Origin of the sequence: Variovorax terrae (genome assembly GCF_022809125.1) — a bacterium.
Lineage (GTDB): Bacteria > Pseudomonadota > Gammaproteobacteria > Burkholderiales > Burkholderiaceae_C > Variovorax_A > Variovorax_A terrae.
Window position 1 is genome coordinate 2,490,437 of record NZ_JALGBI010000001.1, and the last position, 16,342, is coordinate 2,506,778.

At 69.0% G+C, this 16,342-nt stretch carries 17 protein-coding genes; 7 read left to right on the forward strand and 10 right to left on the reverse strand.

Going from position 1 to position 16,342, the window contains the following annotated elements; all coding sequences use genetic code 11:
- Positions 1 to 104: 104 nt before the first annotated feature.
- Entirely contained in the window at positions 105 to 1,787 is a 1,683-nt protein-coding gene (locus MMF98_RS11735) for a sensor domain-containing diguanylate cyclase (protein WP_243306453.1), read from the forward strand.
- Here the strand turns inward: MMF98_RS11735 and MMF98_RS11740 are convergent.
- The 7 genes from MMF98_RS11740 to MMF98_RS11770 form a co-directional block, all read right to left on the reverse strand.
- A complete protein-coding gene (locus MMF98_RS11740) occupies positions 1,781 to 2,785 on the reverse strand; it encodes an aldo/keto reductase (RefSeq protein ID WP_243306454.1) in 1,005 nt (334 codons plus the stop codon). The two genes, MMF98_RS11735 and MMF98_RS11740, sit on opposite strands and share 7 nt — an antisense overlap.
- 208 nt (positions 2,786 to 2,993) lie before the next feature.
- Positions 2,994 to 3,941 (reverse strand): Gfo/Idh/MocA family oxidoreductase, encoded by a 948-nt coding sequence (locus tag MMF98_RS11745; RefSeq protein ID WP_243306455.1) that lies wholly within the window; start codon positions 3,939 to 3,941, stop codon positions 2,994 to 2,996.
- Positions 3,942 to 3,951: 10 nt separating this feature from the next.
- On the reverse strand, positions 3,952 to 4,806 hold the full coding sequence (locus MMF98_RS11750; protein ID WP_243306456.1) for a class III extradiol dioxygenase subunit beta: 855 nt from the start codon (positions 4,804 to 4,806) through the stop codon (positions 3,952 to 3,954).
- A gap of 79 nt (positions 4,807 to 4,885) precedes the next feature.
- Positions 4,886 to 5,275, reverse strand: a complete 390-nt coding sequence (gene ligA, locus MMF98_RS11755; protein ID WP_243306457.1) for a protocatechuate 4,5-dioxygenase subunit alpha — start codon at positions 5,273 to 5,275, stop codon at positions 4,886 to 4,888.
- Between the two features lie 112 nt (positions 5,276 to 5,387).
- Entirely contained in the window at positions 5,388 to 6,329 is a 942-nt protein-coding gene (locus MMF98_RS11760; protein ID WP_243306458.1) for an amidohydrolase family protein, read from the reverse strand.
- Between the two features lie 127 nt (positions 6,330 to 6,456).
- Positions 6,457 to 7,140 (reverse strand): 4-carboxy-4-hydroxy-2-oxoadipate aldolase/oxaloacetate decarboxylase, encoded by a 684-nt coding sequence (gene ligK, locus MMF98_RS11765; RefSeq protein WP_243306459.1) that lies wholly within the window; start codon positions 7,138 to 7,140, stop codon positions 6,457 to 6,459.
- Between the two features lie 2 nt (positions 7,141 to 7,142).
- Positions 7,143 to 8,171 (reverse strand): amidohydrolase family protein, encoded by a 1,029-nt coding sequence (locus MMF98_RS11770; protein ID WP_243306460.1) that lies wholly within the window; start codon positions 8,169 to 8,171, stop codon positions 7,143 to 7,145.
- 183 nt (positions 8,172 to 8,354) lie between these two features.
- Here MMF98_RS11770 and MMF98_RS11775 point away from each other — a divergent pair, with 183 nt between their 5' ends.
- The 6 genes from MMF98_RS11775 to MMF98_RS11800 all read left to right on the forward strand — a co-directional run bounded on the left by MMF98_RS11775 (position 8,355) and on the right by MMF98_RS11800 (position 13,565).
- The gene (locus MMF98_RS11775) at positions 8,355 to 9,266 is read left to right on the forward strand and encodes a LysR substrate-binding domain-containing protein (protein WP_243306461.1); all 912 of its coding nucleotides are present in this window, start codon (positions 8,355 to 8,357) and stop codon (positions 9,264 to 9,266) included.
- A 17-nt stretch (positions 9,267 to 9,283) separates the two neighbouring features.
- Entirely contained in the window at positions 9,284 to 10,267 is a 984-nt protein-coding gene (locus MMF98_RS11780; protein ID WP_243306462.1) for a Bug family tripartite tricarboxylate transporter substrate binding protein, read from the forward strand.
- 218 nt (positions 10,268 to 10,485) lie between these two features.
- Positions 10,486 to 11,559: an NAD(P)/FAD-dependent oxidoreductase gene (locus MMF98_RS11785; protein WP_243306463.1), complete on the forward strand. Its 1,074-nt coding sequence runs from the start codon at positions 10,486 to 10,488 to the stop codon at positions 11,557 to 11,559.
- Positions 11,556 to 12,503 (forward strand): tRNA glutamyl-Q(34) synthetase GluQRS, encoded by a 948-nt coding sequence (gene gluQRS / locus MMF98_RS11790; RefSeq protein ID WP_243306464.1) that lies wholly within the window; start codon positions 11,556 to 11,558, stop codon positions 12,501 to 12,503. The genes MMF98_RS11785 and gluQRS overlap by 4 nt, the downstream gene beginning before the upstream one ends.
- Positions 12,496 to 13,239 (forward strand): tRNA (guanosine(46)-N7)-methyltransferase TrmB, encoded by a 744-nt coding sequence (gene trmB / locus MMF98_RS11795; RefSeq protein WP_243306465.1) that lies wholly within the window; start codon positions 12,496 to 12,498, stop codon positions 13,237 to 13,239. The genes gluQRS and trmB overlap by 8 nt, the downstream gene beginning before the upstream one ends.
- Positions 13,236 to 13,565 (forward strand): DMT family transporter, encoded by a 330-nt coding sequence (locus tag MMF98_RS11800; RefSeq protein WP_243306466.1) that lies wholly within the window; start codon positions 13,236 to 13,238, stop codon positions 13,563 to 13,565. The genes trmB and MMF98_RS11800 overlap by 4 nt, the downstream gene beginning before the upstream one ends.
- 21 nt (positions 13,566 to 13,586) lie before the next feature.
- Here the strand turns inward: MMF98_RS11800 and MMF98_RS11805 are convergent, their stop codons facing one another.
- The 3 genes from MMF98_RS11805 to MMF98_RS11815 form a co-directional block, all read right to left on the reverse strand.
- Positions 13,587 to 14,702 carry a transglutaminase-like domain-containing protein gene (locus MMF98_RS11805; protein ID WP_243306467.1) on the reverse strand — a complete coding sequence of 372 codons (1,116 nt, stop codon included), beginning with the start codon at positions 14,700 to 14,702 and terminating at the stop codon, positions 13,587 to 13,589.
- A 104-nt stretch (positions 14,703 to 14,806) separates the two neighbouring features.
- On the reverse strand, positions 14,807 to 15,334 hold the full coding sequence (locus tag MMF98_RS11810) for a TlpA family protein disulfide reductase (protein WP_243306468.1): 528 nt from the start codon (positions 15,332 to 15,334) through the stop codon (positions 14,807 to 14,809).
- Positions 15,335 to 15,421: 87 nt separating this feature from the next.
- A complete protein-coding gene (locus MMF98_RS11815) occupies positions 15,422 to 16,339 on the reverse strand; it encodes a LysR family transcriptional regulator (RefSeq protein WP_243306469.1) in 918 nt (305 codons plus the stop codon).
- Positions 16,340 to 16,342 lie beyond the last annotated feature (3 nt).

A 16,342-nucleotide genomic window follows, 5' to 3' on the forward strand; every position in this document is an offset into this window, starting at 1 on the left:
TTTCGGTTTGTTTCGGTATTTTTCAGGCTTAAGATCGCGGGCATCAACCGAATTCAAGGACTCAAGTGCGGGTGGGTACGTTGGGGGTGCTGGCCTCTTGGGCCATGGGATGGGTGCTGGCAGGCTGCTTCAGCGTGGCCTGGGCCGCGCCCATCGAGGTCGATGCCGCGGCCAGCGAGCTCGACGTGACCGCACAGACCGACTACTGGATCGACCACACCGGCCAGCTCGATGCCGCCACCGTCGCCGTGCTGGCGCCCAGCCTGCCGTTCGAGCCGTCCGCCTCCACCCTGACGCACCGCCTGGGCGATGGCGCCCTGTGGCAGCGCCTGGTGCTGCAGCCCCTGCCGGCTGGGCAGCGTTGGTTCCTGCAGGTGAGCTTCCATGGGCTGGACCAGGTCGGCCTGTTCTACCAGGACGCCGACGGCCATTGGGTCGCCCAGCGCGCGGGCGACCGCGTGGCGGTGGACGACTGGGCGATCCGCGACCGCACGCCGGTGTTCGCGCTGGACACCGCCGCGGCGCCGCGCGAGTACTGGCTGCGCATCGCCAACTGGCCGATCCCGGTCGGGGCCCGACTGCTGCTGCTGCGCGAGGACGAGCTGACCGCCTGGCGCAACGGCGGCAACCTGCTTCTGGGCGCCTATTTCGGCCTGGCCCTGCTGGTGGTCTACGTCGGCGCGCTGAGCGCGCGGCAGTACGCCGACCGCGCCTTTGCAGCGTACTGCCTGTACGCCAGCATGGCCACCATGGTCCAGGTCTGCTTCACCGGCATCGGCGGGCTGTTCCTGTGGCCGCATTCGCCCTGGTGGAACAATGCCGCGCCGTTCATCTTCAGCATGCTGTCGTGCGCCGCCGGGGGGCTGCTGCTGCGCGAGGTCTGCTCCATCCACCGCCTGTCGCCCGCCCTGGACCGCTTCGTGCTGGCCTGGGTCGCGTTCGGCCCGCTGTGGGGCGTGGCCTACGTGGCCTGGCCCAGCAGCGCCGGCTTCGGCGTGCTGGCCCTCTACCAGGTGGCCTGCCTCGTGCTGGTGCTGACGATCTGCTTCTGGTGCCACCGCAACGGCGAGCGCTGGGCCCTGCGCTTCGGCCTGAGTTTTCTGCCCGTGCTGGTGACCGCGCCCTTTCCGATCCTGCGCAACCAGGGGCTGTTGCCGGCGAGCTTTCTCACGCAGTACGCGCTGGCCATCGGCGCGGCGCTGGAGATTCCGCTGCAGCTGTGGATGCTGAGCCGCCGCGCCCGCGAGATCAGCGAGGCCGGCATCCGCGCCAACGCCATGGAAACGCAGGACCCGCTGACCGGGCTGCCGCCGCGCGGCATGCTGCTGTTTCGCCTGCGCGACGCGCTCAAGCGCGCCCGGCGCGACAGCCGCCGCTGCGCCATGCTGGTCATCAACCTCGCCAACCATGCCGAGATCCTGGCGGGCCACGGCCGCGAAGCGGCCGACCGCGCCCTGGTGCTGGCGGGCGCGCGGCTGATGCGCGTGGCGCGCGACGTGGACACGGTCTCGCGCATCGACCTGGCCCAGTTCGCGATGCTGATGGAGGGGCCGGTCACCTCGGAGCAGGCCGCGGCCATGGCCACGCAGGTGGTGGCCCGCGGGCTGAACCCCTCGCTCAAGCTGCCCGGTGGCGTGACGCTGAAGTTCCACGTCACCTGCATGCTGGCCCCCGACCCGGGGCTGGCCGACAGCGACGATGCGGAGTCCTGCCTGATGCGGCTCTCGCACGAGCTGGCCCGCCTGTCGCCCGATGGCCGCAAGGCCATCGCCCACCTGAACTACTGAGCGAATTCCTCGGTATCGACCTCGACGGTGGCCTGCGCCGCGTAGCGCGCGCCGGTCACGGTGCGCTGGTTGATCAGCGCTTCCAGTTGCGCCAGTACCTCCGGCGAGAGCTTCACGTCCGCCGCGCCCAGGTTCTCGCGCAGGTGCGCGAGGCTGGTGGTGCCGGGAATCGGGACGATGTGCGGCGCCTTGTGCAGCAGCCAGGCCAGCGCGAGCTGCGCGGGCGTGCAGCCGGCCTCCTGCGCCAGGGCCTGGTAGGCGGGCAGCAGCTTGAGGTTGGCTGCGTAATGGCCAGGCGCGAAGCGCGGCATCGGGCGGCGGATGTCCTTGGCATCGAGCGCCACCACATCGGTCAGCGCGCCGGTCAGGAAGGCGCGCGCCAGCGGGCTGAAGGCCACGAAGGCGGCACCCAACTCACGGCAGGCCTCGAGCACCGCGATCTCGGGGTTGCGCGTCCACAGCGAGTACTCCGTCTGCACCGCCGCGATCGGGTGCACGGCATGGGCGCGGCGCAGGGTGGCGGCGGACACCTCGCTCAGGCCCAGCGCGCGCACCTTGCCGGCCCGCACCAGGTCGCTCATGGCGCCCACGCTGTCCTCGATCGGCACCTTCTTGTCCCAGCGATGCAGGTAGTAGAGGTCGATCACGTCGGTCTTGAGGCGGCGCAGGCTGTCCTCGCAGTTCCTGCGCACGGTCTCGGGCCGGCCGTCGATCACGCGCTTGATGCCGTCGTCGAACTGCACGCCCGCCATGCCGCCCTTGCTGGCCAGCGTGAACCGGCTGCGGTGCGGGCCGAGCACCCGGCCCACCAGCGTTTCATTGGCGCCAAAGCCGTAGAGGGCCGCCGTGTCGAACAGGGTCACGCCCGCGTCCAGCGCAGCCAGCAGCACGCGCTCGCCCTGCTCGGCCGACGGCGGCGTGCCATAGGCATGGCTCAGGTTCATGCAGCCCAGGCCGATGGCGCTGACGGTGAAGGGGCCGATTTGTCGTGTCTGCATCTCAGTTCCTCAATGAAAAAAGCTCGCGGCCCGCATGGAACGGGCGCGAGCAGCTATCCAATAAATAGCAAACCAAGCTAGGCCGCGGCAAGCGAAGCGACACCCGTTCCAGGGCACCCGCGGAACGGGCTGGGCCCGGCCGCTGGGTGCGTCCCCTCCGCGCAGCGGCAGGGGGGAGGCGGAGCACCTGCGGAGCCTGGGGGAGGCGTCACTTCAGCTGCTGCTCCAATTGGTGCAGGACTTGGTAACACGGCAGCACCTTGGCCACGCTGGAATTGGGCTCGCGGCCTTCGCGGATGGCGGCAAAGAACTCGCGGTCCTGCAGCTCGATGCCGTTCATCGACACGTCCACCTGGCTCACGTCGATCTTCTCTTCCTTGCCATTGAACAGGTCGTCGTAGCGCGCGATGTAGGTCGCCGTATCGCCGATGTAGCGGAAGAAGGTGCCGAGCGGCCCGTCATTGTTGAACGACAGGCTCAGCGTGCAGATCGCGCCGTTGGCGGCCTGGAGCTGGATGCTCATGTCCATGGCGATGCCCAGCGTGGGATGGATCGGGCCCTGCACGGCGTTGGCCTTCACGATCGGGCTGCCGGCCTGGTAGGCGAACAGGTCCACCGTGTGCGCGGCGTGGTGCCACAGCAGGTGGTCGGTCCAGCTGCGCGGCTGGCCCAGCGCGTTCATGTTGGTGCGGCGGAAGAAGTAGGTCTGCACATCCATCTGCTGGATGTTGAACTCCCCGGTTTCGATCTTCTTGTGCACGTACTGGTGGCTGGGGTTGAAGCGGCGCGTGTGGCCGCACATCGCGACCAGGCCGGTTTCCTTTTGCAGCGCGACCACGGCCTCGGCATCCTTCAGGCTGTCGGCCAGCGGAATCTCCACCTGCACATGCTTGCCGGCCTTCAGGCACTGGATGGCCTGCGCGGCGTGCATCTGCGTGGGCGTGCACAGGATGACGGCGTCCACTTCCTTGAGCGCGAGGCTGTCGGCCAAGTCGGTGGTGACGTGGCCGATGCCGTACTTGGCGGCCACTTCCTTGGTTTTGTCGAGTTCGCGGCCGATCAGCGAGACGACTTCCACGCCCTCGATGTTCTTGATGCCGTCGATGTGCTTGATGCCGAAGGCACCGGCACCGGCGAGTGCGACTTTGATGGTCATGTCGGTTTCCTTAAGAGTTCTCGAGTATCAGGTGGCCCACGGCCGTGTTGGACGCGGGCACATGGTAGAAGCGGTGCTTGACCTGGGGCGCCGGGCCGCCGGCCAGGTCGCCCATGGCGCCGCGCGCGATCAGCCACATCACGAGCTCGATGCCTTCGCTGCCGGCCTCGCGCACGTAGTCGATGTGCGGCACGGCGGCCTGGCCCTCGGGGTCGGCGATCAGGCGGTCGAGGAAGCCGTTGTCGAATTCCTTGTTGATCAGGCCGGCGCGCGGGCCCTGCAGCTGGTGGCTCATGCCGCCCGTGCCCCAGATATGGACGTTCAGGTCCTCATCGTAGCTTTCGATGGCCTTGCGGATCGCCTTGCCCAGGTTCAGGCAGCGCTGGCCCGAAGGCACGGGGTACTGCACCACGTTGACCGCGAACGGGATCACCGGGCAGGGCCAGGCCTCGGGCTGGCCGCACATCAGCGACAGCGGCACGGTGAGGCCGTGGTCCACATCCATCTTGTTGACGATGGTGAGGTCGAAGTCCTGCTGGATCACCGATTGCGCGATGTGCGAGGCCAGTTCGGGGTGCCCCTGCACCCGCGGCACCGGACGCGGGCCCCAGCCCTCGTCGGCCGGCGTGTAGTCGGCCGCGGTGCCGATCGCAAACGTGGGAATCATCTCCAGGCTGAAGGCCGTGGCGTGGTCGTTGAAGACCAGGAAGACCACGTCGGGCTTGTTGTCCTTCATCCATTGCTTGGAGTACTCGTAGCCCTTGAACAGCGGCTGCCAGTAGGGCTCGGCGGTCTTGCCCAGGTCGATGGCCGCGCCGATGGCGGGCACGTGCGAGGTGTAGACGCTGGCGGTGATGCGGGCCATTATTTCCGGCCTCCGCCGAGCCGCCTCAGGGAGGCTGTGGCCCCCTCGGGGGGCAGCGAACGCATGTGGGCGTGGGGGTTCATTTCTTTTCTCCAATGTAGCGGTTGCCTTCGACGGAACGGCCGCCGGCCACCATCATCTGGTAGTACTGCTCCTGGGTCATGCCGGTCATGCTGGCCGCCATCTGCTGGAAGCTCTTGCCGTCGGTGGCGCCGATCTTGGCCAGGAAATAGATGTTGCCGCCGGCGGCGATGCAGCGGTTCAGGTCGCGCGCGAGCACGGCCTGCTTCTGCTCCTCGGTCATCGCCCACTGGTCGAGGTAGGCGCGCTCGTCGGCCTTGAAGCGCTCGCGGTTCTCGGCCTTCATGAGCGACATGCAGAACTGGTTGAGCCAGTAGCCCTTGCGGCTTTGTTCGGCGTCGAAAATGGTCGTGCCGGGCACGTCCAGGTAGGGTTTTTCTAAAGCCATGATGTTTGCTTTTCCAAAGACATTCTTCGCGGGGCCGCCGCGGAACCGGCTTTGCCGGGCCGCTGGAGGCGCCCCCTTGAGGGGGAGGCGCCGCAGGCGCTTCGGCGGTGGGTCATAGTTCCGGCCAATAGAGGCGCATCGGGTTGGTCACCAGCAGCTTCTGCTGCAGCTCGGGCGTGGTGGCGATGCGCGGGATGAAGTCCACCAGCAGGCCGTCATCGGGCATGTGCTTCTTGAGGTTGGGGTGCGGCCAGTCGGTGCCCCAGATCACGCGGTCGGGGAAGGTGTCGACGATGCGCCTGGCGAATGGCACGACGTCCTTGTACGGGTCCTGCTGGCCGGCCAGCGCCGCCGAGCCGTCTCTGGACAGGCGCTCGGGGCAGGTCACCTTGCACCACACGTTGCCGTGCTCGCGCATGAACTTCACGAACAGCTCAAACTCGGGGCCGTCGACCGGCTGCGTCACATCGGGCGTGCCCATGTGGTCGACCACCACGGTGGTGGGCAGCGCGGTGAAGAAGTCCCACAGCTCGGGCAGGTCGCGCGCCTCGAAGTAGATGACGACCTGCCAGCCCAGCTTGGCGATGCGGCCGGCGATCTCCAGCAGCTCTTCCTTGGGCGTGAAGTCCACCAGGCGCTTGACGAAGTTGAAGCGCACGCCCCGCACGCCGGCGTCATGCAGGCGCTGCAGTTCGGCGTCGCTCACGTCGCGCTTGACGGTGGCGATGCCGCGGGCCTTGCCGCCCGACGAAGCGCAGGCGTCCACCATGGCGCTGTTGTCGGCGCCGTGGCAGGTGGCCTGCACCACCACGTTGCGCGCGAAGCCCAGGTGGTCGCGCAGCGCGTAGAGCTGCTCCTTGCTGGCGTCGCAGGGCGTGTACTTGCGCTCGGGCGCGTAAGGGAACTCGGCGCCGGGGCCGAACACGTGGCAGTGCGCGTCCACGGCGCCTGCGGGCAGCTTGAACGTGGGCTGGCTCGGGCCGGTGTACCAGTCGAGCCAGCCGGCGGTTTTCTCGAACGGCCCGCTGGTGGGTTTGTCGTTGGCTTGTGTCATGTTGTCGCAATCAGCTTCGTGGGCGAATCACCTGGGCCAGGAACACCGCGGAGCCGGCTTTGCCGGGCCGCTGGTGTTGCCCCCTTGGGGAGGTGCCGCAGGCGCTTCGGGAGGTGAGTCGAGGTCTCTAGTCGATATATTTCAGGCCAGCCTTCTCGAGCGGCTCGCGCATCTTGTACATGTCCAGGCCCAGCACGCCCGAGGCCAGCTTGGCGCGCTTCTCGCCTTCGTTGGCCTCGCGCGCCCGCGCCGTCTCCAGCGTCTTGGCGGCCAGGGCCCGGGGCACCACGACCACACCATCATCGTCGGCCACGACCACGTCGCCGGGGTTGACGATCATGCCGGCGCACACCACGGGAATGTTGACCGAGCCGAGGGTGGCCTTGATCGTGCCCTTGGCGCTGATGCCCTTGCTCCAGACCGGGAAGCCCATCTCGGTGAGTGTCTTCACGTCGCGCACGCCGGCGTCGATGACCAGGGCGCGCGCACCGCGCGACTGGAAGCTGGTGGCCAGCAGGTCGCCGAAAAAACCGTCGCAGTTCTCGGCCGTGATGGCGGCCACCACCACGTCGCCGGGCTGGATCTGCTCGGCCACCACATGCATCATCCAGTTGTCGCCGGGGTGCAGCAGCACCGTCACGGCCGTGCCCGAGACCTGGGCGCCGGCGTAGATCGGGCGCATGTAGGGCTTCATCAGGCCGACGCGGCCCATGGCCTCGTGCACCGTGGCCGAGCCGAGCGCGGCCAGCGCATCGGCGGTGGCGCGGTCGGCGCGCGTGATGTTGCGGTAAACAACGCCTAGTTCGTACATGATCAGAGTCCTTTTGCCTTGAGGCGCGCGTCCAGGCGCGGGAACACGCGGCGCGCGTTGCCTTCGTAGATCTGCTGGCGGTCGCCGGCGCTGAGGATCTTCGAGGCCTCGATGTAGCGCTTGGTGTCGTCGTAGTAGTGGCCGGTCTCGGGGTCGATGCCGCGCACGGCGCCGATCATCTCGGACGCGAACAGCACGTTTTTGACCGGGATCACGGTGTTGAGCAGGTCGATGCCCGGCTGGTGGTAGACGCAGGTGTCGAAGAAGATGTTGTTGAGCAGGTGCTCGCTCAGCAGCGGCTTCTTGAGCTCCTGCGCCAGGCCGCGAAAGCGCCCCCAGTGGTAGGGCACGGCGCCGCCGCCATGCGGGATCAGGAAGCGCAGCGTCGGGAAGTCCTTGAACAGGTCCGAGGTCAGGCACTGCATGAAGGCCGTGGTGTCGGCGTTCAGGTAGTGCGCGCCGGTGGTATGGAAGCAGGCGTTGCAGCTCGTGCTCACGTGGATCATGGCGGGGATGTCGTACTCCACCATCTTCTCGTAGATCGAGTACCAGTGGCGGTCGGACAGCGGCGGCGAGTTCCAGTGGCCGCCCGAGGGATCGGGGTTGAGGTTGATGCCGACGTTGCCGTATTCCTTGATGCATTTCTCCAGCTCGGGAATGCAGGTCTTCGGATCGACGCCGGGCGACTGCGGCAGCATGGCCACGGGCACGAAATGGTCGGGGAACAGCTGGCTCACGCGAAAGCACAGCTCGTTGCAGATGGCGGCCCAGGTGCTCGACACGTTGAAGTCGCCGATGTGGTGCGCCATGAAGCTGGCGCGCGGCGAGAATAGCGTGAGGTCGCTGCCGCGCTCCGTCATCAGCCGCAACTGGTTGCTCTGGATCGTCTCGCACAGGTCGTCGTCGCTGATCTTCAGCTCCGAGGCCCTGGGCATGGCCGACGGGTCCTTGATGCCCGCGATCTGCCGGTTGCGCCATTCCTCCAGCGCCTTGGGGGCCGTGGTGTAGTGGCCGTGGCAATCAATGATCATTCATCTGCTCCTCAATGTTGATTCCGCTCCTGTGCGCCGAGCCCGCGGCGGGGCGCGCGGGCCGGTGCACCCGCATGCGCGCATTGTGGGCGCGCGCGCGGTTTTGCAGAAGACCATACCCTCACTAGCAGCTATATCAATCCAGCATAATTACCGCAAAGTTATTCAAAATCCAAGGCAGGCATGGACCTCAAGCAACTCGAGTATTTCGTGCGCGTGGCCGAGCTCGGCAGCTTCACACGCGCCTCGGCCGTGCTGGGCATCGCCCAGCCCGCCCTGAGCCGCCAGGTGCGCCTGCTGGAGGTGGAGCTGCGCCAGAACCTGCTGGTGCGCAACGGCCGCGGCGCCACGCCCACCGAGGCCGGCAAGCTGCTGCTGGCGCATGGCCGCGGCATCCTGCACCAGGTGGAGCGCGCGCGCGAGGAGCTGGGCCGGGTGCGCGGCGCGCTGGCCGGCCGGGTGGCGGTGGGCCTGCCGCCGAGCCTGGCCAAGGTGCTCACCGTGCCGCTGATGCGCGCCGTGCGCCTGCAGATGCCGGACGCCGCGGTCTCCATCAGCGAAGGCCTGTCCACCAGCATGCAGGAGGCGCTGCTCACTGGGCGGCTGGACATCGCCCTGCTCTACAACGCCCAGCCCACGGCCGAGATCGACATCGCGCCGCTGCTGGAGGAAGACCTGTTCCTGGTGCAGGCGCGCCCGCCGGGCCTGCCCGAAGACCCGCCGCCCAGCGCCATCGCGCTGCGCGACCTGGCGCAGCTGCCGCTGGTGATCCCGAGCCGGCCCAATGCGATCCGCATGCTGGTGGAGACCGAGCTGGCCAACCTCGGCTGCCGCCCGCGGATCGCGCTGGAGATCGACGGCGTGTCCGCCATCCTCGACCTGGTGGCCGACGGCGCTGGCAGCGCCGTGCTGTCGCGCAACGCGGTGGCGGGCTCGGGCCGCCCGGGCGCGTTCGCGGTGCGGCCCATCGATTCGCCGCCGCTGCGCACCAAGCTCTCGCTGGCCACCAGCTCGCAGCGCCCCGGCACGCTGACCCTGCAGGCCACACTCAACCTGATCCGCCAGACCGCCCAGCGGATTGCCGAAGCCCCCTGATCCGCTATGAATCCGCTATGAAAAAAAGAGCACTCCTGGCCCTGGGCGCCTGGACCCTGGCGCTTTTCTCCGGCCAAACCGCGCTGGCGCAGAGCTGGCCGTCCAAACCGATCCGGCTGGTGGTGCCGTTCACGCCCGGCGGCTCCACCGACATCCTGGCGCGCACCATCGGCCAGAAGCTGAGCGAGGCCTGGGGCCAGCCGGTGCTGATCGACAACGTGCCCGGCGCGGGCGGCAGCATCGGCGCCGACAAGGTGGCCAAGGCCGCACCCGACGGCTACACGCTGCTGATGGGCCACATCGGCACGCTCGCCGTCACGCCCTCGATCTACCCGCATCTGCCCTACGACCCCGTGAAGAGCTTCGCGCCGGTGGCCTGGGTGGCGCGCGTGCCCAACGTGCTGGTGGTGCATCCCAGCGTGCCGGCGCACAGCGTGAAGGAGCTGGTGGCGTTGGCGCGCCAGCAGCCGGGCCGGCTCAACTTCGGCTCGGGCGGCAATGGCAGCGCGGCCCACATCGCCACCGAGTACCTCAAGCTCCAAAGCCAGACCTTCATGGTGCATGTGCCGTATCGCGGCACCGCGCCCGCGGTCAACGACCTGATCGCCGGCCAGTTGCAGCTGATGTTCACCGGCGCGCCGGCGGTGATGCCCTTCGTCAAGAGCGGGCAGCTGCGCGCGCTGGCCGTCTCCAGCCCGAAGCGCCTGCCCGGCCTGCCGGACTTGCCTACGGTGGCCGAAAGCGGGCTGCCGGCGCTGGCTGGCTTCGAGGCCGACCAGTGGTACGGCGTGGTGGCGCCGGCCGGCACGCCGCGCGAGGTGGTCGCCAAGCTCAATGCGCAGATCAACGCCAGCCTGAACTCGCCCGAAATCCGCGCCCGGCTGCTGGCCGAAGGCGCCGAGGCCACGCCGAACCCGCCCGAGGTGTTCGGGCAACTGATCGTGCGCGAGATCGCGCGCTGGCAGCCGGTGGTGAAGGCGGGGCGCGTGCGGCCGGAGTGAGCACGAAAGGCGCCGCAGCGGAGAATATCGGCGGTTTTTCAAACCAAATCAGGCGAATGTCCTCGTCGACTGGTCATTTCTCGCTATCAAAAAAGGAGCAACTCCACCGTGAGCCCGGTGACGGGTGCGCCGGCCCTGCGCGCGCCTAGAGGGAAAACCAAGCCACCGGCCCGTGTAGAGTAGCCCCACCACCCCAAAAGCTGAAAAGAGAGACAACCATGCCCATCAAGCCTCCCGCCTCAGGCAGCTCCCGGCATTTCGCCATCGTCGGCGCCGGCATGGCCGGCATTGCCTGCGCCCGCACGCTGGTCCAGGCCGGCCATCGTGTGACGGTGTTCGAGAAAGGCGCGAGCCCGGGGGGGCGCATGGCCACGCAGGACACGCCGTTCGGCACCTTCGATGCCGGCGCGCAGTACTTCACCGTGCGCGACACCCGCTTTGCCAGGACGCTGGACACCGCCCCCGGCCTGCACAAGCCCTGGAGCGCCAATGCCGTGCGCGTGCTCGACGCCCACGGCCGCGTGGCCGAGGCCGCCCTGCCCACGCGCGAGCCGCACTGGGTGGGCGTGCCGGGCATGAACACGCTCGCGCAGTACTGGGCCCAGCCGCTGCTGGACGCCCGGCAGCTCGAGCTGGAAACCCGGGTCACCCGCATCGAGCGGGACGCGCTGGACGCCGGCCGCTGGCAGTTGCGCACCGCGGGCATGCGGGGCGAGCAGGAGGCGCAGCATGTGTTCTCCGGCTTCGACGCCGTGCTGCTGGCCCAGCCCGCGGCCCTGGCGCACAGCCTGCTACAGGCCTCGGGCCTGGCGCCCAAGCTCGCGCAGACGATCGGCGCGGTGCAGGTCGCGCCCTGCTGGACCCTGATGCTGGCCTACCCGCAGGCCGTGCAGCCGACGCTGACGCACCTGGGCCCGCAGTGGAACGCCGCGCGCAGCACGCACCACCGCATCGCCTGGCTGGCGCGCGAGTCGTCCAAGCCCGCGCGCGGCCTGGTGGAGCGCTGGACCGTGCAGGCCAGCGCCGCCTGGTCGCGCGAGCACCTGGAGGATGACGCCGCGCGGGTGCGAGCCAAGCTGCTCAAGGCCTTCGCCGAAGTCACCGGCATGCGCGCCGAACCGGCCTACGCCGAGGTGCGGCGCTGGCGCCATGCGCAAACCCTGCAGCCGCTCGGCAAGAGCCACCTCTGGGACGCCCAGGCGCGGCTCGGCGCCTGCGGCGACTGGTGCCTGGGCCATCGCGTGGAAAACGCCTTCGTCTCGGGACTGGAGCTCGCGCTGGCCGTGGCATGACGGGCTACGTCGGCCGCTTTGCCCCCTCGCCCACCGGCCCGCTGCACGCGGGCTCGCTGGTGGCGGCGCTGGCGAGCTGGCTCGACGCCCGAGCCCAGGGCGGCATCTGGCTGGTGCGCATCGAGGACGTGGACACCCCGCGCTGCGTGCCCGGCGCCAGCGAAACCATCCTGCAGCAACTGGCCGCCTGCGGCCTGCGGCCGGACGCCGAGCCGCTGTACCAGTCGCGGCGCGGCGCGCTCTACCAGGCCGCGCTGGACCAGCTGGCCGCTGCCGGGCTGGCCTATCCCTGCGCCTGCTCGCGCAAGGACATCGAGCAGGCGCGCACCGCGCTGGGCCTGGCCCGCGTGCGCCACGGCGAGCTGGTGTACCCCGGCACCTGCCGCCAGGGCCTGCGGGGACGCCCGGCGCGCGCCTGGCGCCTGCTGACCGAAGATTTCAAGCCAAAACAGGCCGATGTCCAGGCAGGCTGGTCTTTGGATGCTACGAATTCGATAGCAAACGGCACCCTCGCCTGGCACGACCGGCGGCTCGGCCCGCAGCATCAGAACGTGGCCGCCGAGGTCGGCGACTTCGTGCTCCACCGCGCCGACGGCCTGTGGGCCTACCAGCTCGCCGTGGTGGTGGACGACGGTGCCCAGGGCATCACGCACATCGTGCGCGGCGAAGACCTGGCCGACAACACGCCGCGCCAGATCCTGCTGCAACGGCACCTGGGCCTGCCCACGCCGCACTACCTGCACACCCCGCTGGTGCGGGGCGCCGACGGCGAGAAGCTGTCCAAGCAGAACGGCGCCGAGGCGCTGGACACGAGCGCCCCGCAGGCCGCGCTCAACGCCGCGGCCCGCGTGCTGGGGCTCGCGCCGCACGAGGGCGGCCGCGCCGACGCGCTGGCGGCCTGGGTGGCGCAGTGGCGCCACTTTTACAATCAGGGCCGTGACTGAACCCACTCCCTCCCCTGCTCCCGCTTCCGCGGGCACGCCCGAAGGCGTCGCCCATCCCCGCACCATCCGCAGCTTCGTGCGCCGCGCCGGCCGCACCACCACCGGCCAGGCCAAGGCCTTCGAAGCGCTGGGGCCGCAGTTCCTGCTGCCCTACACCGGCACGGCGATGGATTTCGCCGCGAGCTTCGGCCGCAGCGCGCCGACCGTGCTTGAAATCGGCTTCGGCATGGGCGAGGCCACGGCCCACATCGCCGCGCTCAAGCCCGAGACCAACTTCCTGTGCTGCGAGGTGCACGAGCCCGGCGTGGGCGCGCTGCTCAAGCGCATCGGCGAGCGCGGCCTGAGCAACATCCGCATCCTCGCGCACGACGCGGTGGAAGCCATCGACCACATGCTGCCCGAGCAGAGCCTGGACGGCGTGCACATCTTCTTTCCCGATCCCTGGCACAAGCTGCGCCACCACAAGCGCCGCCTGATCCAGCCGCCGCTGGTGGCCAAGCTGAGCCGCCGGCTGAAACCCGGCGGCTACCTGCACTGCGCCACCGACTGGCAACCCTATGCCGAGCAGATGCTCGAGGTGCTGAGCGCCGAGCCGCTGCTGCGGAACACGGCCGACGGCTTTGCGCCCAAGCCCGACTACCGCCCGCTCACCAAGTTCGAGAACCGCGGGCTCAAGCTCGGGCACGGGGTCTGGGACGTGGTGTTCGAGCGCCGCCAAGAGGACCCGCCCGCATGAACTGGCTCTATCTCTTCATCGCCATCGTGGCCGAGGTGCTGGCCACCTCCGCGCTCAAGGCGGCCGACGGCTTCAGCCGGCTGCTGCCGTCCATCGTGGTGGTGGTCGGCTACGGCACGGCGTTCTACTTCCTCTCGCTCACGCTGCGCACCATTCCCGTGGGCGTGGCCTACGCCATCTGGTCGGGCGTGGGCGTGGTGCTGGTGTCGGTCGCCGGCGTGGTGCTCTACAAGCAGGTGCTGGACCTGCCGGCCCTGATCGGCATCGGGCTGATCATCTCCGGCGTGGGGGTGATGCACCTGTTCTCCAAGACCGTTCCCCACTGAGAACGGCCTGCGCCTCGCGGCTCAGCTCCGGATCTCGCGCGCCGTGATCTGGTACTTGAAGTCGTCGGGCGCGTAGGAGTCGAAGCGCCCGTTCGCGTTCTCGGCCACCGGGTACATGAGGAACCCGAGCCGCTCGCCCCTGGACTCTGGCAGCGCCACGTCGTGCGCGTTGTTGTAGGCCACCCAGTTGCCCTCCCAGCCGCCGAACAGGGCCTGGTTGACCGGCGCCACCACCGGGTGCTGCGTGGTCTTGAGCCATTCGGGCGTTTCCAGCCGCATGACCTTGGCCACGTCGGCCGGGTCCATCGCGACCCAGCCGTGGGCCTGCAGGTACACCTCGGCGCGGCAGTGCTGGGCGCCCTTGAGGCTGGCCGGGTTGCCGCTCAGTTCCTTGTAACCGAAGGCCGACGGCACGAGGCGCAGCCCGTACACGTCGCGCGCCGGCACGCCTACCGAGCGGCACAGACCGACGAAGATGGCGTTGAGGTCGGCGCACTTGCCGCCCAGGTTGCCGGTCTCCAGCATGGTTTTGATGTCGCCCTCGCCACAGCCGCGCACCTTGGGCTCGCGGTAGGTGTTCGCCACCACCCAGTCGTAGATGCGGCGCACCTTGTCGGCGTCGGTCTTCGCGCCGCGCGTGGCTTCAAGCGCGGTCTTGCGCACGATGCCGTCGGTCGGGATCAGCGCGGTCGGGCGCAGCCAGTGGCGCAGGGTGTCGGCCTCCTCGCGCACGGTGCGCTTCTGCGTCCAGTCCACGGCGCGGCTCTGGGTCTGCACGCGGCTGGTGACTTCCACGAATGGCCGGGCCTCGCTGCCGGCAAACTCGGCATAGACCATGCGAGCGCCTTCCTGGGCCTCGGTCGCCAGGCGGGCCTGGCCATTGCTGGCATAGCTGCTCTCGAGCGAGCGCTGCCAGCCGCTGTTGACCGAAGGCAGGGGCACCCAGACGCGGGTCGTGCCTTGCGGCTGCAGCAGGTCGACACGGGTGGTCACCTCGAAGGTGCGCCACTCGCCGGGCCGGGGGCTGAACTGGCGCGGCGCCGGGCCTGTGCCCTGCGCGAAGTGAATGGAAGGAAAGGCAGCGGCAGCGCTGGCGATGGCGGTTCTTTGAAGAAAAAGGCGGCGTGCGGGGGTCATGAAGCGAACTCCGGGTGTGGCGGGAGAAGACGTAGCGGCGCATGGAAAAATGCCCCGAGGTGGTCTGCGCCGCCATGGTTCAGGACCACAGCGGCTGCCCGGAATTATGGCCGCATCAGCGGCTCGACCCATCGGGCGGCTTCCTGGCTGGTCCAGTCCACCTCGCCCTGCACACGCTGGCGCGGCCGGCCCGCCGCGTCGATCAGCACCGTGGTGGGAAAGATGCGCACACCCCACTGGCGCGCCGCGGCGCCCGCCGGGTCCAGCAGCACAGGCAGGCCCAGGCCCGTGCTGCGGGCGAACTGCGCCGCCTTGGCCGCGCTTTCCTTGAAATTGATCGCCAGCACCACGAGCCGGTCGGCACCATAGAGTTCCGCCAGTTGCTGCAGGGTCGGCATCTCGGCGCGGCAGGGCTCGCACCAGCTGGCCCAGAAGTTCAGCAGCACGGCACGGCCGCGCAGCGCGTCCAGGCGCCAGCGGCGGCCGTCCAGGTCCACGGCGTCGAGCGCAGGAGCGCGTTGGCCCTTGGGCCACGGCACGGCCTCGAAGCCGGCCGCCCAGGCCGGGCACACGGCCGCCGCGCCGAGCAGGGCCAGTTGTCGCAACAGGATTCGCCGCTCGCGTTCAGGCATGGGCCGATTGTCGCAGCCCGGCCGGGGGTGTTGGTCCGATGCGCCTGCGCCTGGCTTGCAGATTCGGCTCGCGGCCGAGCGCCGGGATCAACGCGAAAGATACGCCCACAATTGCGCGGCGGCGGACCGGGTATCCGCGGTGGGGCCCGGTTTTTCCCGAACGGCCAGGATCTGCGCGACGATGGAGACCCCGGTCATGCCGGCCGGAACGGCGCTGACCAGCCGGCCGCTCGCCACCTCGTTGCGCACCGTGCCTTCGGGAAGGAAAGCGATGCCATGCCCCTCGAGTGCCATGGCCTTCAGGCCTTCCGCCATGTCCATCTCGTAGACGCGGTCCAGGTGCAGCGGGACCGGGGACTGCCGGACCAGCAGATCCACCAGGAGCCCCAGATACACGCCCGAGGCGTAGCCGAGATAGGGAAGCGGCTGTCCGGCCCGGCCCGGCAGTTCGTACAGCGCGCGCCCATCGGACCTCGGCCGGCTCCATGGAGAGACCACCTCTTCTCCCAGGACCACCGTGTCGTAGCGTAGGCGGTCCAGCTGAAACGGATAGGCCGGATGGAAGAACGCGATCAGGATGTCGCAGTTGCCCTCAACGAGGCTCATCGTGGCATCGTGCGCGTTAAGGGCAAAGAGCTTGGTTCTGACAGGCCCGATCTCCTTGCGCAGCGAGGTGAGCCATCGCGGAAAAAAAGTGAAGGCCAGACTATGGGAGACCGCGAAATCGATCGCGGCACGGCTGGCGGTGCTGTGCCCGCGCAGCATGGCACGCGTGCTTTGAAGCGATTGCAGCAGTTCGAGTGCCTGGCCATAGAGCGTCTCGCCTGCCGCGGTCAGGCGCGGCGGATACGACGCCCTGTCGACGAGGTCGCTGCCGGCCCATGCCTCCAGCGCCTGGATGCGGCGCGAGAACGCGGGCTGGGTGACATGGCGCAACTGAGCCGAGCGGCTGAAGTTTCTTGTATCGGCAAGGCTGACGAAATCTTCCAACCACTTGATGTCCATGAT